Annotated in this window: 22 protein-coding genes and 1 tRNA gene; 13 read left to right on the top strand and 10 right to left on the bottom strand. The window is 70.6% G+C overall.

Going from position 1 to position 21,595, the window contains the following annotated elements; genetic code table 11:
- Positions 1-6 precede the first annotated feature (6 nt).
- On the bottom strand, positions 7-996 hold the full coding sequence (locus ACZ64A_RS22305) for an SMI1/KNR4 family protein (RefSeq protein ID WP_469812449.1): 990 nt from the start codon (positions 994-996) through the stop codon (positions 7-9).
- 330 nt (positions 997-1,326) lie between these two features.
- Between ACZ64A_RS22305 and ACZ64A_RS22300 the strand changes: the two genes are divergently transcribed.
- Both ACZ64A_RS22300 and ACZ64A_RS22295 read left to right on the top strand, forming a co-directional pair.
- Complete coding sequence (locus ACZ64A_RS22300; RefSeq protein WP_469812447.1) at positions 1,327-1,842, top strand: YwqJ-related putative deaminase; 516 nt, start codon at positions 1,327-1,329, stop codon at positions 1,840-1,842.
- Between the two features lie 38 nt (positions 1,843-1,880).
- Positions 1,881-2,414, top strand: coding sequence for an SUKH-3 domain-containing protein (locus ACZ64A_RS22295; RefSeq protein WP_469812445.1), 534 nt, complete (start codon positions 1,881-1,883; stop codon positions 2,412-2,414).
- Between the two features lie 27 nt (positions 2,415-2,441).
- On the opposite strand, the gene ACZ64A_RS22290 is transcribed toward ACZ64A_RS22295, so the two are convergent.
- Complete coding sequence (locus ACZ64A_RS22290) at positions 2,442-3,752, bottom strand: sensor histidine kinase (protein ID WP_469812443.1); 1,311 nt, start codon at positions 3,750-3,752, stop codon at positions 2,442-2,444.
- 128 nt (positions 3,753-3,880) lie between these two features.
- Here ACZ64A_RS22290 and ACZ64A_RS22285 point away from each other — a divergent pair, with 128 nt between their 5' ends.
- From ACZ64A_RS22285 to ACZ64A_RS22255, 7 genes are all read left to right on the top strand, one after another.
- A complete protein-coding gene (locus ACZ64A_RS22285; protein WP_469812441.1) occupies positions 3,881-4,753 on the top strand; it encodes a hypothetical protein in 873 nt (290 codons plus the stop codon).
- A 6-nt stretch (positions 4,754-4,759) separates the two neighbouring features.
- Positions 4,760-4,830, top strand: a tRNA-Gln gene (locus ACZ64A_RS22280).
- Between the two features lie 126 nt (positions 4,831-4,956).
- Entirely contained in the window at positions 4,957-6,402 is a 1,446-nt protein-coding gene (gene glmU, locus ACZ64A_RS22275; protein WP_469812439.1) for a bifunctional UDP-N-acetylglucosamine diphosphorylase/glucosamine-1-phosphate N-acetyltransferase GlmU, read from the top strand.
- A gap of 140 nt (positions 6,403-6,542) precedes the next feature.
- Positions 6,543-7,523 (top strand): ribose-phosphate diphosphokinase, encoded by a 981-nt coding sequence (locus ACZ64A_RS22270; RefSeq protein WP_361628432.1) that lies wholly within the window; start codon positions 6,543-6,545, stop codon positions 7,521-7,523.
- A gap of 233 nt (positions 7,524-7,756) precedes the next feature.
- Entirely contained in the window at positions 7,757-8,353 is a 597-nt protein-coding gene (locus ACZ64A_RS22265) for a 50S ribosomal protein L25/general stress protein Ctc (protein ID WP_469812437.1), read from the top strand.
- Positions 8,354-8,428: 75 nt separating this feature from the next.
- Positions 8,429-9,031 carry an aminoacyl-tRNA hydrolase gene (gene pth / locus ACZ64A_RS22260; protein WP_469812435.1) on the top strand — a complete coding sequence of 201 codons (603 nt, stop codon included), beginning with the start codon at positions 8,429-8,431 and terminating at the stop codon, positions 9,029-9,031.
- Positions 9,032-9,257: 226 nt separating this feature from the next.
- Positions 9,258-9,971 carry an LPXTG cell wall anchor domain-containing protein gene (locus ACZ64A_RS22255; protein WP_469812433.1) on the top strand — a complete coding sequence of 238 codons (714 nt, stop codon included), beginning with the start codon at positions 9,258-9,260 and terminating at the stop codon, positions 9,969-9,971.
- A gap of 87 nt (positions 9,972-10,058) precedes the next feature.
- Here the strand turns inward: ACZ64A_RS22255 and ppc are convergent, their stop codons facing one another.
- Entirely contained in the window at positions 10,059-12,791 is a 2,733-nt protein-coding gene (gene ppc / locus ACZ64A_RS22250) for a phosphoenolpyruvate carboxylase (RefSeq protein ID WP_469812431.1), read from the bottom strand.
- Between the two features lie 289 nt (positions 12,792-13,080).
- Here ppc and ACZ64A_RS22245 point away from each other — a divergent pair, with 289 nt between their 5' ends.
- Complete coding sequence (locus ACZ64A_RS22245) at positions 13,081-14,094, top strand: acyl-CoA desaturase (RefSeq protein WP_469812429.1); 1,014 nt, start codon at positions 13,081-13,083, stop codon at positions 14,092-14,094.
- Entirely contained in the window at positions 14,091-14,765 is a 675-nt protein-coding gene (locus tag ACZ64A_RS22240) for a TetR/AcrR family transcriptional regulator (RefSeq protein ID WP_361628412.1), read from the top strand. The genes ACZ64A_RS22245 and ACZ64A_RS22240 overlap by 4 nt, the downstream gene beginning before the upstream one ends.
- Positions 14,766-14,828: 63 nt before the next feature.
- Here ACZ64A_RS22240 and ACZ64A_RS22235 read toward each other — a convergent pair whose 3' ends face one another.
- Genes ACZ64A_RS22235 through ACZ64A_RS22225 form a run of 3 tightly spaced genes read right to left on the bottom strand, consistent with a single transcriptional unit; the run spans position 14,829 to position 16,244 of the window.
- Positions 14,829-15,002: a CsbD family protein gene (locus ACZ64A_RS22235; RefSeq protein ID WP_469812427.1), complete on the bottom strand. Its 174-nt coding sequence runs from the start codon at positions 15,000-15,002 to the stop codon at positions 14,829-14,831.
- A gap of 37 nt (positions 15,003-15,039) precedes the next feature.
- Positions 15,040-15,429, bottom strand: a complete 390-nt coding sequence (locus tag ACZ64A_RS22230; protein WP_469812425.1) for a VOC family protein — start codon at positions 15,427-15,429, stop codon at positions 15,040-15,042.
- A complete protein-coding gene (locus ACZ64A_RS22225) occupies positions 15,426-16,244 on the bottom strand; it encodes a trans-aconitate 2-methyltransferase (protein WP_469812424.1) in 819 nt (272 codons plus the stop codon). The genes ACZ64A_RS22230 and ACZ64A_RS22225 overlap by 4 nt, the downstream gene beginning before the upstream one ends.
- An 88-nt stretch (positions 16,245-16,332) precedes the next feature.
- On the opposite strand from ACZ64A_RS22225, the gene tamR reads away from it, so the two are divergent.
- Positions 16,333-16,830: a MarR family transcriptional regulator TamR gene (tamR, locus tag ACZ64A_RS22220; protein ID WP_059196100.1), complete on the top strand. Its 498-nt coding sequence runs from the start codon at positions 16,333-16,335 to the stop codon at positions 16,828-16,830.
- On the opposite strand, the gene ACZ64A_RS22215 is transcribed toward tamR, so the two are convergent.
- Positions 16,789-17,568 (bottom strand): LuxR C-terminal-related transcriptional regulator, encoded by a 780-nt coding sequence (locus ACZ64A_RS22215; protein WP_469812422.1) that lies wholly within the window; start codon positions 17,566-17,568, stop codon positions 16,789-16,791. The two genes, tamR and ACZ64A_RS22215, sit on opposite strands and share 42 nt — an antisense overlap.
- A 239-nt stretch (positions 17,569-17,807) precedes the next feature.
- On the opposite strand from ACZ64A_RS22215, the gene ACZ64A_RS22210 reads away from it, so the two are divergent.
- Positions 17,808-18,251, top strand: a complete 444-nt coding sequence (locus ACZ64A_RS22210; protein ID WP_469812420.1) for a GNAT family N-acetyltransferase — start codon at positions 17,808-17,810, stop codon at positions 18,249-18,251.
- Here ACZ64A_RS22210 and galK read toward each other — a convergent pair.
- From galK to galT, 3 genes are read right to left on the bottom strand one after another with little or no spacing between them, the layout of a single operon-like run.
- Positions 18,235-19,407, bottom strand: coding sequence for a galactokinase (gene galK / locus ACZ64A_RS22205; RefSeq protein WP_469812418.1), 1,173 nt, complete (start codon positions 19,405-19,407; stop codon positions 18,235-18,237). The genes ACZ64A_RS22210 and galK overlap by 17 nt on opposite strands.
- A 41-nt stretch (positions 19,408-19,448) precedes the next feature.
- Positions 19,449-20,411, bottom strand: coding sequence for a UDP-glucose 4-epimerase GalE (gene galE, locus ACZ64A_RS22200; protein WP_469812416.1), 963 nt, complete (start codon positions 20,409-20,411; stop codon positions 19,449-19,451).
- A complete protein-coding gene (gene galT / locus ACZ64A_RS22195; protein WP_469812414.1) occupies positions 20,408-21,469 on the bottom strand; it encodes a galactose-1-phosphate uridylyltransferase in 1,062 nt (353 codons plus the stop codon). The genes galE and galT overlap by 4 nt, the downstream gene beginning before the upstream one ends.
- Positions 21,470-21,595: the final 126 nt, after the last annotated feature.

Genomic DNA, 21,595 nt, shown 5'->3' with positions numbered 1-21,595 from the left:
GCGAACTCACTCTCCCGCGGAAGAAACCGGAACGGCACGCGCGAACCCGCCGTCCACCATCAGATTCGCCACGGTCTCCAACTCCGGCGGAGAACCCGCCAGTCGCGACAGGAAGACATCGAAGTCGTCCCCGCACGGCATCAGCAACCGCTCCACCCGCTCCGCCGGCGGCCACGACGGATCGACGTCCCGCGCGTCGTCGAACGCGCAGAACCACACCGAACCGACCCGCTCGCCCTTCACCTTCACGGCCAGCAGACCGCCCTGGACGAAACCGACACCCAGGAAGTCCTTCGTCAGATGGTCCCGCAGACACTTGTTCACGTACACCAGGTCGTTGACCGCCGCCTCGTCCCGCACCGTGAAGAACGGCTGGTCCACCAGCAGCCCCAACTCCGCGTCCAGCGCCGTCCCCACCGGCGCACACCCGCCCGCCGCCTTCAGGAACGAGCGATACGCGCCCGGCAACCGGTACCCCAGGTCCTCCTCGACCCCCAGCACCTGCTGCTCCGTCACCGCCACACCCGACTTCGGCAGCCCGAAGTGCGCCGGCCGCGTCTCCTGCAACGGCCGCGTACCCCGCTTGTCCTGGTCGACGAGGGCCGTCGCGATCCCCCCGTGGTGCCGCAGCAGCGCCTTCACCTCCACCGGGATCAGCTCCAGGCGACGCGAACCCACCACGTGATGCCACGTCCAGCCGTGCGGCGTCGCCACACTCGGCACCGTGTCCCACAACGCGTGCCCGCTCGCCGCCAGCGCCGCGTTCGCCGACACATAGTCCGTCAGCCGCAACTCGTCGACACCGAAACCCTCCGGCGGCTCCGCGACCTCCGCGGCCGCACGCGCATAGGGCGAGAAGTCGGGGTACCCCCGCTCGTCCACCCGCACCCCCGCGGGATGACGCGCGGCCCGAACCGGATCCGGGAAGTGCACGACCTGCCCGGCGTATGCCGCGTTCGGCGGCGCGGCTTGTTGCCCGAGCCGACCTGTCGTCATGGCGGTTGCCCCCTGCGGCACTCTGTACGACCCGTATGACCACCCTTGGCCCACTACGGCCCGTATCCGACTGTCTCAACGGTCCTGGGCACGCCGAACCGCGCCCATCACGGTGCCGACAGCCTATGCGGTACGACGACCCCGGTCACCGGCACCGGCCCCGCACCGGCAGCCACCCCTCCGCTTCCCGTGACCAGCCGTCACACCCCTGTCACCGCACCGTCACAGCCCACCCCGGCCCTGGCGTGTCACCCCGCCCCAGCTTCCGCACCCACCACACCATTTGGCACTCTGAGTCCTTCGGGGGATGCACGGGAGGGTAAGACGATCATGAACGCCACGCAGACGGGACCCCACACCGCCGCCACCCCCACAGGCGACCCCCGCATCGGCTGGAGCAGCACCGACACCGGCCGGCCGCCCGCCCTGCGCCACCGCCGCGACGGCATACTCCCCACCGTCGCCGCCGCCCTCTCCGTCCGCGGCGCCACCCTCACCGGCACCGCCGCCCGCGGCGACCAGCCCCCCGCCCTGCACCCCCTCGTCCAGGACTTCCTCGACACCCTCCCCAGCTCCCAGCGCGACCGCTTCACCGGACGCTGCGCCGAGACCATCCTCATCTCCCGGCACCTCACCACCGCCGACGCCGCCCGCAGCAAACGCGCCGCCCGCAAACCCATGACCAACGGCGAAGGCCGCAAAGCCCTCAAACACGCCAAACTCACCACCCGGCGCATCCGCGAGGACGGCGACCCCCTCCACGGCACCTTCGCCACCCCCTGCCGCGCGTGCACCGCCCTCAGCGCCCACTTCGGCGTCCGCATCGTCGACCCCGCAGACGACTGACCACACCCGCACACCACCCCACCGACGAACCAGGGCAGATGCACACCGACCGCACCTCCTCCCCCAAGCCCCCCACCCCGTTCGAGCAGGGGGCACCCCCCTCCCGCTTCCCCGCCCCCGTCGACGCCGCCCTGCGCGCCGCCGGCTGGCAACCCGGACGCTGGGACATCAAACAAGCCGAAATCTGGGCCGACACCCTGCGGGAGCACACCTCACCCGCCGGCCACCGCCACACCGTCTTCCCCGCCGCCGTCGAAGCCTGGGCCGAATTCGGCGGCCTCACCCTCACCCCCGGCGGCACCGGCCGCCAGATCGCCCCCGCCGCCCTCCACCTCGACCCCCTGCACGGCCTCCACCTCGCCCGCACCCTCGGCGACCTCGGCCGCGCCCTCGACACCGACATCAGCCCCCTCGGCACCGAAACCGACACCCAGGCCCTCATCGCCATCGACACCACCGGCCGCGTCTACGCCCTCGACCACACCGGCGACTGGTACCTCGGCCCCGACATCGACCAGGCCCTCACCGCCCTCGTCACCGGCACCCAGCCCACACGCCTCACCACCGGCTGACACACCCCCAACCCGCCCCCACCAGGGCTACGGCGCCGGAATCACCGCCGACACCCGGAAACCCCCCGCATCCGTCGGCCCCGACACGAACACCCCGCCGAGCGCCACCACCCGCTCCTTCATCCCCACCAGGCCATTGCCGCCCGACGGCAACCGCGCCGACGACGCCGACCCCACCTCCGCCGGCGGCTCGTTCTCCACCTGCATCGCGATCTCCGCCCCCCGGTACGCCAGCCGCACATACGTCTTCGCACCCGCCGCATGCTTATGGACATTCGTCAGCGCCTCCTGCACCACCCGGTACGCCGTCGCCTCCACCTCCGACGCACACGACCGGGCCTCCCCCTCCACGGACAGATCCACCACCATCCCGGCGGCCGCCGACTGCCCGACCAGCTCCTCGATCTCCGCCAGACACGGCCCCTCGGCCACCACATCGTTGTCAGCGGCCCGCGAAGCGGCCGCCGCGGCCGCCACCCCGACCGCCGCGAGCGGCACAGACGGCCGGGTCACACCGGCACCCCCGTCAGAGCTGCGCAACACGCCCAGCATCTCCCGCAACTCCGTCAGCGCCTGCCGCCCCATGTCCCCCACCAGCGCCGCGTTCCGCACCGCCTTCTCGGGATCCTTGCGCGCCACCGCCTGCAACGCCGCCGCATGCACCACCATCAGACTCACCCGATGCGCGACGACGTCATGCATCTCCCGCGCGATCCGCGTCCGCTCCTCACCCCGCGCCCACTCCGCGCGCTCCTCCGCACGCTCCGCCAGCAACTGAAGCTCCCGCTCCAGCGAATCCGCCCGCTCCCGCAAGCTCTCCATCAGCCTGCGCCGCGCCCCCACGTACAGGCCCAGCAGCACCGGCGGAGCCGTCATCCCGAGCGCCATGGCGATGGACGCGAACGGAACGAACCAGTCCCCCACGTCACCGCTGTCCGCGGCCTGCCGCAACCGCACGAACGTCACGATCAGCATCGCCACCAGCGACATCCCGGCCAGCGACGCGATGATCCGCCGCGGCAGCTCGGACGCGGCGAGCGTGTACAGCCCGACCACACCCATCAGGAACCCCATCTGGGCGGGCGTGACGGCGATCGACACCAGCACCACGGCGATCGGCCACCGCCGGCGCACCAGCAGCACGGCCCCCGCGAGAAACCCGAACACGACCCCCACGGACACCGGAACCCCGGCGTCCCGCGCGAACGGAATCCCCTCCGCCGCACACTCGACGGCGGACACCACCGCGAGCCCCCAGTCCAGCACCGCGGAACGCCACCGCGCCCACCACCACGGCCCGGTCCCGGCCGCCGCGTGCTCTTCCCCCGTCGTGGTCATACCCCCAGCCTACGATCGCCCTCCGCGCCTCTTCCGGCGAGTTTCGAGTACGGGCGGATATCCCTCGAACAGGTGAACACGACCCGCTTTCCCTACTGAACCCACCATTCCGCCCGGACGGTATGGACATGGCACATACCAACGGCAAGTACGCGGACTTCGAGGGCCTGCGGGAGCGGGCAGTGGCCCTTCGACGGGCCGGCCTCAGCCTCCGCCAGATCCGCGACGAGCTGAAGATCTTCAACAACGACATCCTCAACCAACTGATCAAGGGCGAGCCCCCGCCGGAATGGACGAAGCGCCCGAACGCCAAGGACGATCTGAGGGCGAAGGCTCGCGAGTTACGGCTGCAGGGCTGCACCTACGACCAGATCCAGCTGGAGCTGGGCTGCTCCAAGAGCTCGATCTCACTCTGGGTACGGGATCTACCCAAGCCCGAGCGCCGCGACCCGGCGGAACAGGCGAGGCTGGCGGCCCGGAAGCGGTGGGAGCACGAACTCGCGGTGCGGGAGGAGAAGCGGCAGCAGACAAAAGAAGCAGCGGCGCGGGCGATCGGTGAACTCTCCGACCGCGAGTTGTTCATCGCCGGAGTAGCTCTCTACTGGGCCGAGGGAACCAAGGACAAACCACACGCCCGGCGTGAGCGAGTCACCTTCGTCAACAGCGACCCCGACGTGATCCGCCTGTTCGTCGCCTGGCTCGAGTTGTTGCGGGTACCCCGTGAGGACATCGGCTTCCGCCTGATGATCCACGAGACGGCGGACGTGGCGGCGGCAGAGGAGTACTGGATGCGGCTGCTCCAGGCGGGCCGCGACACCTTCGGCAAGACAACCCTCAAGCGTCACAACCCGAAAACCGTGCGCAAGAACACCGGCGACGGCTATCGGGGGTGTCTCGTACTCACCGTGCGGCAAAGCGCCGAGTTGTACCGTCGCATCGAAGGCGCCTGGTGCGGCATAGTAGGGGCTGCCACCGCACCCGATCTACAGAATCGGACATAGCGGTAATCCCGGGTCGTCTAAGGGCAAGACGTCAGATTTTGGTTCTGATCATGGGGGTTCGAGTCCTCCCCCGGGAGCACTTGCTCAGTTCGGGTCCTGACCGGTGACAGCACCGTCAGGACCCGCACTCATTTCCCCCGCCAAACGCCCCGGTATCCTGCGGATGTCCACCCCCACCCCGTCACCAGCCGAAGGGCACCCCCGTGAGCGTCATCCGCCCGGCCGCCGTCGTCGTACTCGCAGCGGGTGAGGGCACCCGTATGAAGTCGGCCACACCGAAGGTGCTGCACGAGATCTGCGGTCGCAGCCTCGTCGGCCATGTGCTGGCCTCCGCCCGACAGTTGGACCCCGAGAACCTGGTCGTCGTGGTGGGGCACGCGCGGGAGAAGGTCACCGCGCACCTCGCCGGGATCGACCCCGCCGTCCGCACCGCCGTGCAGGAGCAGCAGAACGGCACCGGGCACGCCGTGCGGATGGCGTTGCAGGAGCTGGGCGGGGGTGTCGAGGGGACCGTGGTCGTGGTGTGCGGGGACACTCCCCTGCTGACCGGTGACACGCTGTCGCGGCTGGCGGCGACGCATGCGGCCGACGGCAACGCGGTGACCGTGCTGACGGCCGAGGTGCCGGACGCGACGGGGTACGGGCGGATCGTGCGGGACGACTCCGGTGCGGTGACGGCGATCGTGGAGCACAAGGACGCGTCCGAGACGCAGCGGGAGATCCGGGAGATCAATTCCGGGGTGTTCGCGTTCGACGGGGCGCTGCTGGCGGATGCGCTGAAGCAGGTGCGGACGGACAACAGTCAGGGTGAGGAGTATCTGACCGATGTGCTGGGCATCCTGCGCGGGGCCGGGCATCGGGTGGGTGCGTCGGTGGCCGCCGATCATCGGGAGATCGCGGGGATCAACAACCGTGTGCAGTTGTCGGAGGCCCGGCGGATCCTGAACGAGCGGTTGCTGACGGCTGCCATGCTCGGTGGGGTCACGGTGGTGGATCCGGCCAGTACGTGGGTGGATGTGACGGTGACGTTCGAGCAGGACGCCGTGGTGCATCCGGGGACGCAGCTGACGGGTGCGACGCATGTGGCCGAGGGTGCGGAGGTCGGTCCGAACAGCCGGCTGCACGACACGCGGGTCGGTGCGGGGGCGCGGGTGGACAACACGGTGTCGGACGGTGCGGAGGTCGGGCCGGAGGCGTCGGTGGGTCCGTTCGCGTATCTGCGGCCGGGGACGCGTCTGGGCCGTAAGGGCAAGATCGGTACGTATGTGGAGACGAAGAACGCCGAGATCGGTGAGGGGACGAAGGTTCCGCATCTGAGTTACGTCGGTGACGCGACGATCGGTGAGTACACGAACATCGGTGCCGCGAGTGTGTTCGTGAACTACGACGGTGAGAAGAAGCACCACACGACGGTCGGGTCGCATTGCCGTACCGGATCGGACAACATGTTTGTGGCGCCTGTCACGGTCGGGGACGGTGCCTACACGGCTGCCGGCTCTGTGATCACCAAGGATGTGCCGCCCGGTTCGCTGGCCGTGGCCCGTGGTCAGCAGCGGAATATCGAGGGTTGGGTGGCGCGCAAGCGTCCCGGGAGCGCGGCGGCGAAGGCGGCCGAGGCGGCGTCCCGGGAGTCGGACGGCGAGGGCTGACCGAAACAGGTGCGTCGAAGACGGCGTACCGTGATAAGTGCACACACCCGCACCCCCACCAGCTGAGACGGCCTGCCGCCGCGCCCCAGCGGCGAGGTCTCTCGACATGCAGCTGAGAACACCTCTGAGGAGACAGTGCTGTGACCGGGATCAAGACGACCGGCGAGAAGAAGATGATGTTCTTCTCCGGCCGCGCCCACCCCGAGCTTGCCGAGGAGGTCGCCCAGCAGCTGGGTGTCGGGGTCGTCCCGACGAAGGCCTTCGACTTCGCCAATGGTGAGATCTATGTCCGTTATCAGGAGTCTGCTCGTGGTGCGGACTGCTTCCTGATCCAGAGCCACACGGCTCCGATCAACAAGTGGATCATGGAGCAGCTGATCATGATCGACGCGCTGAAGCGTGCGTCGGCCCGCTCCATCACGGTGATCGTGCCGTTCTACGGTTACGCGCGGCAGGACAAGAAGCACCGTGGTCGTGAACCGATCTCGGCGCGTCTGATCGCGGATCTGATGAAGACGGCGGGTGCGGACCGCATCCTGACCGTGGATCTGCACACGGACCAGATCCAGGGCTTCTTCGACGGTCCGGTGGACCATCTGTTCGCGCTGCCGCTGCTGGCGGACTACGTGGGCCGCAAGGTGGACCGTTCGAAGCTGACGGTGGTGTCTCCGGACGCCGGCCGGGTGCGGGTGGCGGACCGCTGGTGCGACCGTCTGGGTGCGCCGCTGGCGATCGTGCACAAGCGGCGTGACAAGGACGTGGCGAACCAGGTGACCGTCCACGAGGTCGTGGGTGAGGTCAAGGGCCGGGTCTGTGTGCTGGTGGACGACATGATCGACACCGGTGGCACGATCTGTGCGGCTGCGGACGCGCTGTTCGCGCACGGTGCGGAGGACGTCATCGTGACGGCGACGCACGGTGTGCTGTCGGGTCCGGCGGCGGACCGGCTGAAGAACTCGCGGGTGAGTGAGTTCGTGTTCACGAACACGCTGCCGACGCCGGGTGAGCTGAACCGTGAGCTGGACAAGATCACGGTGCTGTCGATCGCGCCGACGATCGCGTCGGCGGTGCGTGAGGTGTTCGAGGACGGTTCGGTGACGAGCCTGTTCGACGAGCAGTAGGAGCGCGCGGGGCGTGCGGCGGCCGCTGTGCAGGAAGGGTTCTGCACAGGCCGGCCGGCCCCTCTGTGATCCTTTTGGTACGGCCTTCTTCTCCGAGTAGACTGCTCAGGTTGCTCGGCGAGGGAGGCCGTACCCGTGTGGTGCGGCGGTCCGTAATCGACGCGCTCTTCGTAGCAGGCCGTTCGTTGGCCGGGTGACCCGTCCGTTTCTGCTTCCTACGAGGAGTGATCAGTATGTCCGAGGTCAAGCTCGCCGCCGCCACGCGCACCGAGTTCGGCAAGGGTGCCGCGCGTCGTATCCGCCGCGACAACAAGGTTCCCGGTGTTCTGTACGGTCACGGTTCCGACCCGCTGCACCTGACGCTGCCGGGCCACGAGCTGCTGCTGGCGCTGCGTACGCCGAACGTCCTGATCGCGCTGGACATCGACGGTCAGCGCAACGAGCTGGCGATCCCGAAGGCCGTGCAGCGCGACCCGCTGAAGGGCTTCCTGGAGCACGTGGACCTGCAGCTCGTGCAGCGCGGCGAGACGGTCACGGTCGAGATCCCGGTGCACGCCGAGGGCGAGCTGGCCCCGGGTGGCAACCTGCTCGAGCACGTGCTGAACGCCCTGCCGGTCGAGGCCGAGGCCACGCACATCCCCGAGGCCGTGACGGTGTCCGTCGAGGGCCTGGAGGCCGGCGCCTCCGTCCTCGCCAAGGACATCACCCTGCCGAAGGGCGTCAAGCTGGCCGTCGAGGAGGACGCGGTCGTCCTTCAGGTCCTGGCCGCGCAGGCCGAGGAGGCCGTCGAGGGTGCCGAGGGCGAGGGCGAAGAGGCCGCCGAGGCCTGATCCTCGCGGTCGTCATCAACTGACCAGCCGCCGCTTCCCTCGCCGGGAGCGGCGGCTGGCGCGTATCAAGGAGACATGGACGTGACCACCCCTGCCAGTGCCCCCTGGCTGATCGTCGGGCTCGGGAACCCCGGGCCGGAGTACGCCATGAACCGGCACAACGTCGGGTTCATGGTGGCGGATCTGCTCGCGGAGCGGATCGGGGGGAAGTTCAAGCGGGCCGGCAAGGCGCAGGCGCAGGTCGTGGAGGGGCGGATCGGTCCGCCGGGTCCGGCCAACCGGCGGGTGGTGCTGGTGAAGCCGATGTCGTACATGAACCTGTCCGGTGGTCCGGTGAACGCGCTGAAGGACTTCTACAAGGTGCCGGTGGCGAATGTCGTGGCGGTGCACGACGAGCTGGACATCGATTACGGGACGCTGCGGGTGAAGCTGGGCGGCGGGGACAACGGCCACAACGGGCTGAAGTCGATCACCAAGGCGATGGGCCGGGAGTATCACCGGGTGCGGTGCGGGATCGGGCGGCCGCCGGGGCGTATGCAGGTGGCGGACTTCGTGCTGAAGGACTTCGCGTCGGCGGAGCGCAAGGAGCTGGACTGGTTCGTGGACCGGGCGGCGGACGCGGTGGAGTGTCTGGTGACGGAGGGTCTGGAGCGGGCGCAGAGCGCGTACAACTCCTGACGCGGTGGGCGCGGCGGGCGGCGTGGGGGCCGGCGTGGGGGCCGGCGGGGCCGGGAGGGCGCGTTGCTGACGGCGGCGTTCGTGACCGTCTGGGCGGTATCGGCGTTCTCCATGGTGTGGAGAGTCCGAGTGTTGCCTGTTCGTGATTGACCCGGTCACGGGCGGGGCTGGAAGCTGAGCCGCCCCCTCCACATCTTCCCGTTCGCTTCTCGAAGATGGACTGCCCATGCGTACCCCCACTCGCGTCGGCGCCGTGTGCGCCCTCGCCGCGGCTGCCCTGTTCTCGGCGCCCGCCGCTCATGCGACCTCGCCCGGAGACAACGGCACGGTCAAGATCCACGATGCTTCGACGGGCGAGGAGTTGCGCCGCAACGAGCCGCACGTGTGCACGTTCTATCTGGACGCCTTCGGTTTTGACGGCGGTCAGCAGGTGTCCTGGCACATCGAGTCCTGGGCGCCGACGGCCGGCGTGAAGGGTGCGACGGTGAAGTCCGGTGCGATCGCCCTGGACGGCACGGGTCATGGCCGTACGGCGGATCTGTCGCTGCCGGACGGGCACTACAAGCTGTTCTGGAACTTCGCCGGTGAGAAATCCAAGGCGGCGAAGCACAAGGTGTTCTGGACGGACTGCTCGCCGGCGCAGGGCGGTTCGGTGCCGTCGGCGTCCGCGTCCGCCTCGGCGTCGGCCGGGGCGTCCGCGTCGGCGGCTCCGTCGGCGTCCGCGCCGGCCGGTGGGGCTGCCCCGTCGCAGTCCGCGTCCGCCGCCGGTGCTGCCCCGTCGGCGTCGGCCTCGCCGTCGGCCCAGGGCGGTGCGGCCGGGGGTGACCTGGCGGAGACCGGGAACGGCGCGCCGGTGGGTGTGCTGTCGGGTGTCGCGGCGGCGCTGGTCGCGGGCGGCGGTTTCCTCGTGGTGCGGCGCCGCAGGGCGGCCCGTGGCTGATCTGCCGCGCTGAGTACGGGACGGTGCCCCCGAGCCGTGTGGCTCGAGGGCACCGTCGTGTGCCGTCGTAGACCCGGAGGTGGCGGGTCAGCCGGTGTTGCGCAGGCCGGCCGCGACTCCGTTGACGGTGAGCAGCAGGGCCCGGGCGAGCAGCGGGTCGGGCTGTTCGTCGGCCGCGACGGCCTCGCGCTGCCGCTTGAGGAGCGCGACCTGGAGGTAGCTGATCGGGTCGAGGTAGGCGTCGCGGATGGCGAAGGTCTGCTTCAGGACGGGCTGGGCGTCGAGGAGTTCGCTCTCGCCGGTGACGCGCAGGACCTCGGCGACGGTCAGCTCGTGTTCGGCCTTGATGGTGTCGAAGACGTGCTTGAGCTCGTCGGGGACGAGGGTGTCGACGTAGTGCTGGGCGATGCGCAGGTCGGTCTTGGCGAGGGTCATCTCGACGTTGGAGATGAAGTTGCGGAAGAAGTGCCACTGCTGGTGCATCTCGTCGAGCACGGTGTCGAGTCCGGCCTCGCGCAGGGCCTTGAGGCCGGAGCCGACGCCGAACCAGCCGGGGACGATCTGCCGGGACTGGGTCCAGCCGAACACCCACGGGATGGCGCGCAGGCCGTCGAGGGAGACGCCGGAGCCGGGGCGGCGGGAGGGCCGGGAGCCCAGGTGCAGGTCGGCGAGCTGGTCGACCGGCGTCGACGCGAGGAAGTAGGTCGGCAGGTCGGGGTCTTCGACGAGGCGGCGGTAGGCGGCGTGGGCGGCGTCGGAGACGACGTCCATGGCGGCGTCCCAGCGGGCGAGGGCCTCGTCGGACTGGCGGGGGGCGGTGTGCAGGGCGGAGGCCTGCAGGGTGGCCGCGACCGTGAGTTCCAGGTTCTCCCGGGCGAGGGAGGGGATGAGGTACTTGTCGGAGATGACCTCGCCCTGCTCGGTGACCTTGATCTCGCCTTCCAGGGTGCCCCAGGGCTGGGCGAGGATCGCGTCGTGGGAGGGGCCGCCGCCGCGGCCGACGGTGCCGCCGCGGCCGTGGAAGAGGCGCAGGCGTACGCCGTAGCGGTGGGCGACGTCGCGCAGGCGGCGCTGGGCGCGGTGGATCTCCCACTGGCTGGTGGTGATGCCGCCGAACTTGGAGGAGTCGGAGTAGCCGAGCATGACCTCCTGGACGTCGCCGCGCAGGGAGACCAGGCGCCGGTAGGAGGGGTCGGAGAGCATCTCCTCCAGGATGGTGTCGGCTGCCTTCAGCTCGTCGGTGGTCTCCAGCAGCGGCACGATGCCGATCTTCGCCCAGCCGGCGTGCAGGTCGATCAGTCCGGCCTCGCGGGCGAGGACGGCGGCGGCGAAGACGTCGTCGGCGCCCTGGCACATGGAGATGATGTAGGACTCGATGACCTCGGGTCCGAAGACCTCCAGGGCCTTCTTGACGGCCTGGAAGACGCCGAGGGTCTTCAGTCCGGCCGCGTCGACGGGGGCGGGGCTGGGCGCGAGCGGCCTTCTGGAGCGCAGTTCCTTGGCGAGGAGCTTGGCGCGGTACTCGCGCGGCATGTCGGCGTAGCGCCAGGACTCCTCGCCGAGGCGGTCGAAGAGCTGCCCGAGGGCGTGGTGGTGGGCGTCGGCGTGTTCGCGGACGTCCATGGTGGCGAGCTGGAGGCCGAAGGCGGCGAGGGTGCGGATGGTGCGGGCGAGGCGGCCGTCGGCGAACAGGCCGCCGCGGTGGGCGCGCAGGGAGTTCTGGATGATGCGCAGGTCGGCGAGGAGTTCGCTGGTGCCGAGGTAGTCGCGGCCGGTCTCGTGGGGGGTGCCGGTGGCCAGGCGCTGCTTGGTGTTCTCCAGCTTCTGCCGGATGCAGGTGGCCTTGAGCCGGTAGGGCTCCTCGGCGTTGAGGCGCTTGTAGCGGGGGCTGATCTCGGGGAGCTTGTCGAGGTCGGCCTTGAGGGAGTCGAGCAGTTCGTCGGTGGCGCCGGTGTAGCGGATGGAGTTGGACAGCAGGCCGCGCAGCTCGTCGATCATGTCGAGGGCGTCGTTGATGCCGTGCTCGTGCTGGAGGATGAGCACGTCCCAGGTGACCTGGGGGGTCACGTTGGGGTTGCCGTCGCGGTCGCCGCCGATCCAGGTGCCGAAGGTGACGGGGCGGGTGTCGTCGGGGAGCTTGACGCCGACGCGCTCGAGTTCCGCGGTGAGGTCCTCGAGGACGTCGCCGACGGCGCCGGCGTGCAGTTCGTCGAGGTAGTAGATGGCGTTGCGGGCCTCGTCGGAGGGTTCGGGGCGTACGACGCGCAGTTCGTCGGTCTGCCAGACGAGGTCGATGTTCTCGGCCAGACGGGTGTCGTGGCGGCGCCGGTCGGAGTCGAGGACGGGCTCTTCGAGGAGTGCGGCGATGCGCCGGAGCTTGTTGAGGACGGACCGGCGCGCGGCCTCGGTGGGGTGCGCGGTGAACACGGGGCGGACGTTCAGGTGCTGGACGGTCTCGCGCAGGTGGTCGGGGTCGGCGTCCTTGAGCCGGTCGGCCGTGCGGGAGAGCAGGCCGCCCTCGGCGGCGCGCTTGGCGCGCAGTTCGCGGCCGCGGTGCACCTGTTCGGTGACGTTGGCCAGGTGGAAGTAGGTGGAGAAGGCGCGGACCAGCTTGGCCGCGGTCTCCAGTTCGGTACCGCGCAGCAGTTCGGCGGCGGCGTCGCCGTCCTCGCGGGTGAGTCGGCGGACCTTCTCCACCAGGTCCAGGAGCTCGGGGCCTTCCTGGCGCACGAGGGTCTCGCCGAGCAGGTCGCCCAGCCGGCGGATGTCGGCGCGCAGCTCACTGCTCGTGGTGGTGGTCTGGTCGTCGGCACTGCTCACAGGTGCGGCTCCTTGCAGTGTTGAAGCTCGTCTGGGAGGGGAACCCGGACGAGCGTCTCGAGCGACGGGCACCGATTGCGTGCCGGACGTCCGGGAAAAACTTCAGAGCGGACCGCGCTGTCCGACCGACTCCAGGATAGGTGCCGCCGGAACGCGCAGGCCCATGGGCTCTTGCCGCCGGGCAACGCGCTGCCATACTTACGATGCCGTAGGTTACGGAACCGTAGGAAAGGGACTCGGTTTCCGCAGCCAGGCATCGCCCAGACCCTCGACCCCACAGGGGACGCGTATGACCACTAGCTCCTCCGATGTGATCGCAGACGCTCGTAAGGCGCCGGACGACACGCCCGTACCGGCCGCCACTCTCGGCGGCGAGCAGAAGCGTTCGATCGAGCAGATCGCGCTGCTGTTGTTCATCACTGTTCCGTTCCTCGCGCTGCTGGCCGCGGTGCCGCTGGCCTGGGGCTGGGGAGTGAGCTGGCTGGATCTCGGCCTGCTGGTGTTCTTCTACTACCTCGGCTGCCACGGCATCACGATCGGCTTCCACCGGCACTTCACGCACGGTTCCTTCAAGGCCAAGCGGCCGCTGAAGATCGCGCTGGCGATCGCCGGTTCGATGGCGGTGGAGGGGCCGCTGGTGCGCTGGGTGGCGGACCACCGCAGGCACCACAAGTTCTCCGACGCGGAGGGCGACCCGCACTCGCCGTGGCGGTACGGGGAGACCGTGCCGGCGCTGATGAAGGGCCTGTGGTGGGCGCACATCGCCTGGATGTTCGACGAGGAGCAGACCCCGCAGGAGAAGTACGCCCCCGACCTGGTCAAGGACCCGACGATGCGGGCGATCTCCCGGCAGTTCGTGCTGTGGACGGCCCTGTCGCTGGCGCTGCCGGCGGTCATCGGCGGGCTGGTGACGATGTCCTGGTGGGGCGCGTTCACCGCGTTCTTCTGGGGGTCACTCGTGCGGGTGGCGCTGCTGCACCACGTCACCTGGTCGATCAACTCGATCTGTCACGCGGTGGGCAAGCGGCCGTTCAAGTCGCGGGACCGCTCGGGCAACGTGTGGTGGCTGGCGGTCCTGTCGTGCGGCGAGTCCTGGCACAACCTGCACCACGCCGACCCGACCTCGGCGCGGCACGGTGTGATGCGCGGGCAGATCGACTCCTCGGCGCGGATCATCCGCTGGTTCGAGATGCTCGGCTGGGCGTACGACGTGCGCTGGCCGTCACGCTCGCGTATCGATTCGCGTCGCAGCAGCGAAGACGACCGCTCCCGGCGGCGGAAGGTGAGTGCCGACGCGGCATGATGGACGCCGTGGCCACCGACTCCAGCACCTCCAGCAATGACAAGCCGCGGCGTGTGCGCCGCACCCGGATGACCGGTGCCGAGCGCCGCCAGCAGCTGCTGGAGATCGGTCGGACCCTGTTCGCCGCGAAGGGCTTCGAGGGCACGTCGGTGGAGGAGATCGCGGCGAAGGCCGGGGTGTCCAAACCGGTGGTGTACGAGCACTTCGGCGGCAAGGAAGGGCTGTACGCGGTCGTCGTGGACCGGGAGATGCGGCGGCTGCTGGACATGGTGACCAGCTCGCTGACGGCCGGGCATCCGCGTGAGCTGTGCGAGCAGGCGGCGTTCGCGCTGCTGGACTACATCGAGGAGTACACGGACGGGTTCCGCATCCTGGTCCGTGACTCGCCCATCCCCCAGTCGACGGGCTCTTTCGCCTCGCTGATCTCGGACATCGCCACCCAGGTGGAGGACATCCTGGGCCGCGAGTTCAAGTCGCGCGGCTTCGACGCGAAGCTGGCCCCGCTGTACGCGCAGGCGCTGGTCGGGATGGTGGCGCTGACCGGGCAGTGGTGGCTGGACGTCCGCCGCCCGAAGAAGGCGGAGGTCGCCGCCCATCTGGTGAACCTGGCGTGGCACGGTCTTGACGGGCTCGAGCCGAAGCCGCGGCTGATAGGTCACCGCAAGAGCTGACGGCAGGCATGACGACAGGGGTGAGGGCCCCCGCGGACACCGCGGGGGCCCTCACCCGTGTGCTCAGTGCTTGAAGACGTCCTTCGTCTTCTCCTTGGCCTGGCGGGCGTCGCCCTTCATCTGGTCGCCCTTGCCCTCGGCGGTCAAGCGCTCGTTGCCGACGGTGCGGCCGACCGCTTCCTTGGCCTTGCCCTTGAGCTCTTCCTTCTTGGCCTTGGACTTCTGCTCGCCTGCCACGGCTGATCACTCCCAGTCATGTCTGCGGGGGGTTGCCTCACTCCGGGTGACCCGATCCGGGCCGCTCAAACGTGGGCTCCAGGAACTCCAGGCGGTTGCCGACCGGGTCCTCGGCGTAGAAACGCAGGTGACCTGGGAGGTTGTCGTCCCACGTCACGTGTGCGCCGCGGGCGGTGAGACGGGCGGCGTACGCCTCGATGCCGGTGACGCGCAGCCCGGGGTGTGCTTTGCGGGCGGGACGGAAGTCCTCCTCGACGCCGAGGTGCAGCCGGACGGCGCCGGCCTGGAACCAGCAGCCGCCGCGGGCGGCGAGCACCGGGGGCTTGGGGATCTCGGTCATGCCGAGGACGCCGGTGTAGAAGGCGCGCAGGGTGTCCTCGCTGCCGGGCGGGGCGGCGAGCTGGACGTGGTCGACGGCAGTGATCATCCCTGGGTCTCCTTGACGGCTACGGCGAACAGGCGGCGGAAGGGCAGGACGGTGCCGTAGGGCGCCGTCGGGTAGGCCTCGCGGAGCAGGTCGCGGTATTCGGCGAGGAAGGCGTCGCGGGCCTCGGGGTCGTCGGCGAGGGCGGTGAGCGCGGGGCGCAGGCCGGTGCCCTTGACCCAGTCCAGGACCGGGTCGTCGCCGGGCAGGACATGGAGGTACGTCGTCTGCCACACGTCCGTGGCGCAGCCGAGCCGGGCGAGACGGTCGAGGTAGGCGCCGGGGGTGTGGACGGAGTCGGTGCGGCGCAGGACGTCGGCGAGGCGGGAGCGCCAGCGGGGGGTGCCGGCCAGGTCGCGCATCAGGGCGTGCAGCGGGGCGTCGATGTTGTCGGGGACCTGGAAGGCGAGGCTGCCGCCGGGCCGCAGGGCGGCGATCCAGTCGGCGAAGCGGTCCGCGTGGCCCGGCACCCATTGCAGGGTGGCGTTGGAGACGATCACGTCGTACGGCTCGGCGGGGGTCCAGTCGCGGACGTCGGCGTGGGCGAAGTCGAGGTGTCCGCCGCCGGCGGTGGGTCCCTCGTGGCCGGTGTGGGCGGCGTCGAGCATCGCGGGCGAGTTGTCGTAGCCGGTGATGTGCGCGGTGGGCCAGCGCTCGGCGAGCAGGGCGGTGACGTTGCCGGGGCCGCAGCCGAGGTCGGCGATGCGGGGCCGGCCGGCGGGCGGGGCGGGGACGCGGGCCAGCAGATCGGCGAAGGGGCGGGCGCGGTGGCCGGCGTGGCGGAGGTACTGGGCCGGGTCCCAGGTCGGCTTGGTCATGTGCCCACTGTCCCCGCCGATTTATCTTGATGTCAAGAGACACGACATCAAGAGACTTAATGTCGACACAACCACTACACTGATCGCCATGGAGGACGAGGTCGATCGGCTGGTCGCAGCGTGGCGCCGGGAACGTCCGGACCTCGACGTGGAACCGCTCGAGGTGCTCAGCCGGGTGAGCAGACTGGCCCGGCACCTGGACCGGGCGCGCCGTCTTGCCTTCTCCGAGCACAGCCTGGAGCCGTGGGAGTTCGACGTGCTGACGGCGCTGCGGCGCGCGGGCACCCCCTATCAGCTCTCCCCCGGGCAACTGCTGACCCAGACGCTGGTGACGTCCGGGACGATGACCAACCGGATCGACCGCCTGGCCAAGAAGGGCCTGGTGGAGCGGCTGCCCGATCCGAGCGACCGGCGCGGTGTGCTGGTGCGCCTGACCGACGAGGGCCGCGACCGCGCCGACCAGGCGCTGGCCGGGCTGCTGGACCAGGAGCGGGCGATCCTCGCCGAGCTGTCCCGCGCGCAGCGCGGCGAACTGGCCGGGCTGCTACGCCAGCTGACCGCCCCGTTCGACAACATCCCCGGCTGACGGGCCGCTCAGGTCGGCCGGCCCCACCCCGGCGCGGCGGGCCAGTGCCACGGCCGCGAGGGTGGAGTGCACGCCCAGCTTGCCCAGCACATTCTGCATGTGGGTGCGCACGGTGTGCGGGGAGAGGAACAGCCGCTCGGCGACCGCCTTGCGGCCGAGCCCGGCGACCATGCAGCGCAGCACCTCCCGCTCGCGCGGGGTGAGGGACTCCACCAGCCGCTCGCTCTCGGTGCGGTGCTTGCGCGCGGCCGTCAGCTCGCGCAGCACACCGGTCAGCAGAGCGGGCGGCAGATGCGTCTCCTCGCGCAGCACCCCGCGGATCACGGACAGCAGCCGGGACAGCGAGCAGTCCTTGGCGACCCAGCCGCAAGCCCCGGCCTGCAGGGCGAGCGCCGCGCGCCTCGGGTCGTCCTTCTCCGCGAGCACCACGATCCGCACCTGCGGCTGCGCCGCGCGCACCCCAGCAACCAGGGAGATCCCGTCGACGACACCGTCGTCGCCGCCCTGCACCGCGGGCGGCGCGGGCCGTATGCCGGGCGGCATCGCGCCCAGGTCGGCGTCGACCAGGGCCACGTCGAAGCGGCGGCCCTCCGCTGCCGCCCGCTCCAGCGAGCGCAGCGCGGCCGGGCCGCTGCCGGCCGCGGCGACCTCGACGTCCGGCTCGGCGGCCAGCGCCGCGGCGAGCGACTCGGCGAAGATGCGGTGGTCGTCGACGACCAGGACTCGGATGCGCACCACGGATGACCCCCACTGGCCTCGCACGACGACCGGCGCGGACACGGCACCCGAGGGGCCGGGCGAACCGTACGGCCGCCGCCGTACCGGACCGCTTCCCCCCGCCGGGCGCCGTACCCGACTTCACTCGCCCCCTGAACGAACACCGGCCCCCACCGGTGCTGTTCACAGGGTAGGGCCGCAGCCGGTCAGGGCAAGGAGAATTGCAGAACTGGCGGATCCCGGCGTTTAGGGTGAGCCGCATGTTCCGTATTGAGGCACGAGTGGACAAAGAGCGACGCCAGCTGCTGCGCTCGCGCCTCCGGGAGGCGAACACGGCGGCCTCCCCCGTGCTGCGCGCCCTGCGCGGCACCCCCGCCGAACGGGACGTCCCGCTGCAGGTGTGGGCGCTGGACGGCTCGGGCGCTGTCGCGGGCGGCCTGGTCGGGCGCACCTGGGCCGGCTGGCTGCACGTCGACCTGCTGTGGGTGGACGAGCGGCATCGCGGCGCCGGTCTCGGCTCGCGTCTGCTCGCCCGGGCCGAGCACCTCGCCCGCACCGAGCGCGGCTGCACCGCCGTACGCCTGGAGACCTGGGACTTCCAGGCGCCCGGGTTCTACCTCAAGCAGGGCTATGAGGTGGTGTGCGTGATCCCCGACTATCCGCCGGGGATCACGGAGTACACGCTGGTCAAGCGGATCGGCTGAGCCGGCGGGCGCCCGCGGAGGGAACCGCCTCGAACACCCGCGGAGCGGTCAGGCCGGCCGTCGCGAAGGCCTCCTCGACCGCCTTGGTGATGCCGTCCACGTCCGCGGTCTCGGCCAGGACGATCGCCGAGCCGCCGAAGCCGCCGCCGGTCATCCGGGCGCCCAGGGCGCCGCAGGCCAGCGCCGTGTCGACCACCAGGTCCAGCTCGCGGCAGGAGATCCGGAAGTCGTCGCGCAGGGAGGCGTGACCCTCGACGAGGACCGGGCCGATGGCGCGGGTGTCGCCGGACTCCAGCAGCTCCACCACCCGCCGCACCCGCTGGTTCTCGGTGACGACATGGCGGACCAGGCGGACGACCTCCTCCTCGTCGCCGAGCCGGGCCAGCGCCGCGTCCAGCTCCCCGTACGGCACGTCTCGCAGGGCGTCGACGCCGAGCAGGGCGGCGCCCTTCTCGCAGCCGGCGCGGCGCTTGCCGTACTCGCCCTCGCTGTGCGCGTGCTTGACCTGGGTGTCCACGACCAGCAGGCGCATGCCCTCGGCCGCGAGGTCGAACGGGATCTGCCGCTGGGACAGGTCGCGGGTGTCGAGGAACAGGGCGTGGCCGGCCTCGCAGCAGGCCGACGCGGTCTGGTCCATGATGCCGACCGGGGCGCCGACGTAGACGTTCTCGGCGCGCTGGCACAGCCGGGCCAGCTGCCAGCCGCGCAGGCCGAGGCCGAACAGGTCGTTCAGGGCCAGCGCGACGACGACCTCCAGGGCCGCCGAGGAGGACAGGCCCGCGCCGGCCGGGACGGTGGAGGCGAGGTGGACGTCGGCGCCGGTGACCGGATGACCGGCCTCGCGCAGCGCCCACACCACACCCGCCGGGTAGGCCGTCCAACCCTTGTCCGACTCGGGGGCGAGGTCCTCGACGCGCAGCTCGACGACGCCGCCGTCGACGTCCGCGGAGTGCAGCCGCAGCCGGCCGTCCGCACGCCGGGCCACCGCGGCGAGCGCGGTGTGCGGCAGGGCGAACGGCATGACGAAGCCGTCGTTGTAGTCGGTGTGCTCGCCGATGAGGTTGACGCGGCCCGGCGCCGCCCACACCCCTTCGGGTCCGGCTCCGTACAGCTCTTCGAACCGCTCGGCTACGGCGCCGGCAACGGCCTCGCTCATCCCTGACCCCTGACCTTTCGTACCTTCTGCTCGAACGTGCGCTACTTTGCGCGGTTCTGCGCGAACTCCCAGGCGTCCGCCACGATCCCGGCGAGGTCCGCGCGGCGCGGCTGCCAGCCGAGGCGCTCGCGGGCGGTGTCCGCGGAGGCGACGAGCACCGCCGGGTCGCCGCCGCGGCGCGGGGCGACCACCTCGGGGATCGGGTGGCCGGTGACCTTGCGCACGGTCTCGATGACCTCGCGGACGGAGAAGCCGTTGCCGTTGCCGAGGTTGCAGATCAGGTGCTCGCCCGGCGTGGCGGCCTTCAGGGCCAGCAGGTGCGCGTCGGCCAGGTCCGCGACGTGGATGTAGTCGCGCACGCAGGTGCCGTCCGGCGTCGGGTAGTCCTCGCCGTAGACGGAGATCGCCTCGCGGCGGCCCTGGGCGACCTGGAGCACCAGCGGGATGAGGTGCGACTCGGGGTCGTGGCGCTCGCCATAGGAGCCGTAGGCACCGGCGACGTTGAAGTAGCGCAGGGAGACCGCGCCCAGGCCGTGCGCGTTCGCCTCGCTGGTGATCATGAAGTCGACGGCGAGCTTGGTGGCGCCGTAGGGGTTGGTGGGCTTCGTCGGAGCGCTCTCGACGATCGGGACCTCTTCCGGCTCGCCGTAGGTCGCGGCCGTGGAGGAGAAGACCAGGGTGCGCACGCCCGCCTCGCGCATCGCGCCGAGCAGGGCCATGGTGCCGCCGACGTTGTTGTCCCAGTACTTCTCCGGCTTCACGACCGACTCGCCGACCTGCGAGAACGCGGCGAAGTGCAGCACGCCGTCGAAGGAGGGATCCAGCCACTTGGCGGCGTCGCGGATGTCGCCCTCGATGAACGCGGCGCCCGCCGGAACGCCCTCCCGGAATCCCGTGGAGAGGTTGTCGAGGACGACGACCTCGTGGCCGGCCTCCAGCAGATGCTGGGCCACCACGCTGCCGACGTACCCCGCACCGCCCGTCACCAGGTACTTACCGCTCATGAACTCGCTACCTCTCGCAGTCGCTCGGCCGCGCGCTCCGGAGGCACGTCGTTGATGAACACGCTCATGCCGGATTCGGAACCCGCGAGGTACTTCAGCTTGCCCGACGTACGGCGAATGGTGAAAAGCTCCAGGTGGAGCGCGAAGTCGTCACGGGTGACGCCGTCGAACTCCTCCAGCCGGCCGAACGGCGCCTGGTGCCAGGCGGCGATGTACGGCGTGGGCGGTTCACCGCTTCCGAAGATCCGGTCGAAGCGCCTCAAGAGTTCCAGATAGAGCTGGGGGAACTCTGTGCGGGCCCCCTCGTCCAGCGCCAGCAGGTCCGGCACCCGCCGCTTCGGGTACAGGTGCACCTCGTACGGCCAGTGCGCCGCGTACGGCACGAACGCCACCCAGTGCTCACCCTCCAGGACGACCCGCTCGCCGGCCAGTTCCCGCTCGACGACGGCGTCGAAGAGGTTCTCCCCGCCGCTCGCCTCTTTGTGCGAGGCGACCTGGCGCAGCATCAGCGCGGTGCGCGGGGTGGTGAAGGGGTAGGCGTAGATCTGCCCATGCGGGTGGCCGAGGGTCACGCCGATCTCGGCGCCGCGGTTCTCGAAACAGAACACCTGCTCGACGGAGGGCAGATGCGACAGCTCGGACGTGCGGTCGGTCCAGGCGTCCAGGACCAGCCGTGCCTGTTCCTCGGTCAGGCCGGCGAAGGACGCCCGGTGGTCGGAGGTGAAGCAGACCACCTCGCAGCGGCCGGAGTCGCCGGCCAGGGAGGGGAAGCGGTTCTCGAAGACGACGACGTCGTACGAGGAGTCCGGGATCTCGCTGAGCCGCTCACCCTGCGACGGGCACAGCGGGCACTCGTCGGCCGGGGGGTGGTAGGTGCGGCCCTGGCGGTGCGAGGCGATGGCGACGGCGTCACCGAGCAGCGCGTCCCGGCGGACCTCGGAGGTGGTCACGGTCGGCTCCAGCGGACGCCGGTCGACCGCGGCCCGCACCGAGTCGTCGCGCAGGTCGTAGTAGATCAGCTCACGACCGTCGGCCAGCCGGGTCGAGGTCTTCTTCACGCCGGACTCCCTCTGTCCTCACCCGAGCGCCTGCTGGGGGACCGAAGCACTGCTATGACTCAACACAATCAAACATAACACGTCACAACTCACCAGGGCTGCGCACATCACAATCCAACAAAGACC

It is taken from the genome of Streptomyces sp. NPDC104814 (assembly GCF_055583185.1).
This window is presented reverse-complemented; position numbering and strand designations above follow the sequence as displayed.

Excerpts from the sequence above, each read along its gene's own strand:
- ACZ64A_RS22305 (WP_469812449.1), bottom strand. The coding sequence starts at position 996 with ATGACGACAGGTCGGCTCGGGCAACAAGCCGCGCCGCCGAACGCGGCA.
- ACZ64A_RS22300 (WP_469812447.1), top strand. The coding sequence starts at position 1,327 with ATGAACGCCACGCAGACGGGACCCCACACCGCCGCCACCCCCACAGGC.
- ACZ64A_RS22295 (WP_469812445.1), top strand. The coding sequence starts at position 1,881 with ATGCACACCGACCGCACCTCCTCCCCCAAGCCCCCCACCCCGTTCGAG.
- ACZ64A_RS22290 (WP_469812443.1), bottom strand. The coding sequence starts at position 3,752 with ATGACCACGACGGGGGAAGAGCACGCGGCGGCCGGGACCGGGCCGTGG.
- ACZ64A_RS22285 (WP_469812441.1), top strand. The coding sequence starts at position 3,881 with ATGGCACATACCAACGGCAAGTACGCGGACTTCGAGGGCCTGCGGGAG.
- ACZ64A_RS22265 (WP_469812437.1), top strand. The coding sequence starts at position 7,757 with ATGTCCGAGGTCAAGCTCGCCGCCGCCACGCGCACCGAGTTCGGCAAG.
- pth (WP_469812435.1), top strand. The coding sequence starts at position 8,429 with ATGGACGTGACCACCCCTGCCAGTGCCCCCTGGCTGATCGTCGGGCTC.
- ACZ64A_RS22255 (WP_469812433.1), top strand. The coding sequence starts at position 9,258 with ATGCGTACCCCCACTCGCGTCGGCGCCGTGTGCGCCCTCGCCGCGGCT.
- ACZ64A_RS22245 (WP_469812429.1), top strand. The coding sequence starts at position 13,081 with ATGACCACTAGCTCCTCCGATGTGATCGCAGACGCTCGTAAGGCGCCG.
- ACZ64A_RS22240 (WP_361628412.1), top strand. The coding sequence starts at position 14,091 with ATGATGGACGCCGTGGCCACCGACTCCAGCACCTCCAGCAATGACAAG.
- ACZ64A_RS22230 (WP_469812425.1), bottom strand. The coding sequence starts at position 15,429 with ATGATCACTGCCGTCGACCACGTCCAGCTCGCCGCCCCGCCCGGCAGC.
- ACZ64A_RS22225 (WP_469812424.1), bottom strand. The coding sequence starts at position 16,244 with ATGACCAAGCCGACCTGGGACCCGGCCCAGTACCTCCGCCACGCCGGC.
- tamR (WP_059196100.1), top strand. The coding sequence starts at position 16,333 with ATGGAGGACGAGGTCGATCGGCTGGTCGCAGCGTGGCGCCGGGAACGT.
- ACZ64A_RS22210 (WP_469812420.1), top strand. The coding sequence starts at position 17,808 with ATGTTCCGTATTGAGGCACGAGTGGACAAAGAGCGACGCCAGCTGCTG.
- galK (WP_469812418.1), bottom strand. The coding sequence starts at position 19,407 with ATGAGCGAGGCCGTTGCCGGCGCCGTAGCCGAGCGGTTCGAAGAGCTG.
- galE (WP_469812416.1), bottom strand. The coding sequence starts at position 20,411 with ATGAGCGGTAAGTACCTGGTGACGGGCGGTGCGGGGTACGTCGGCAGC.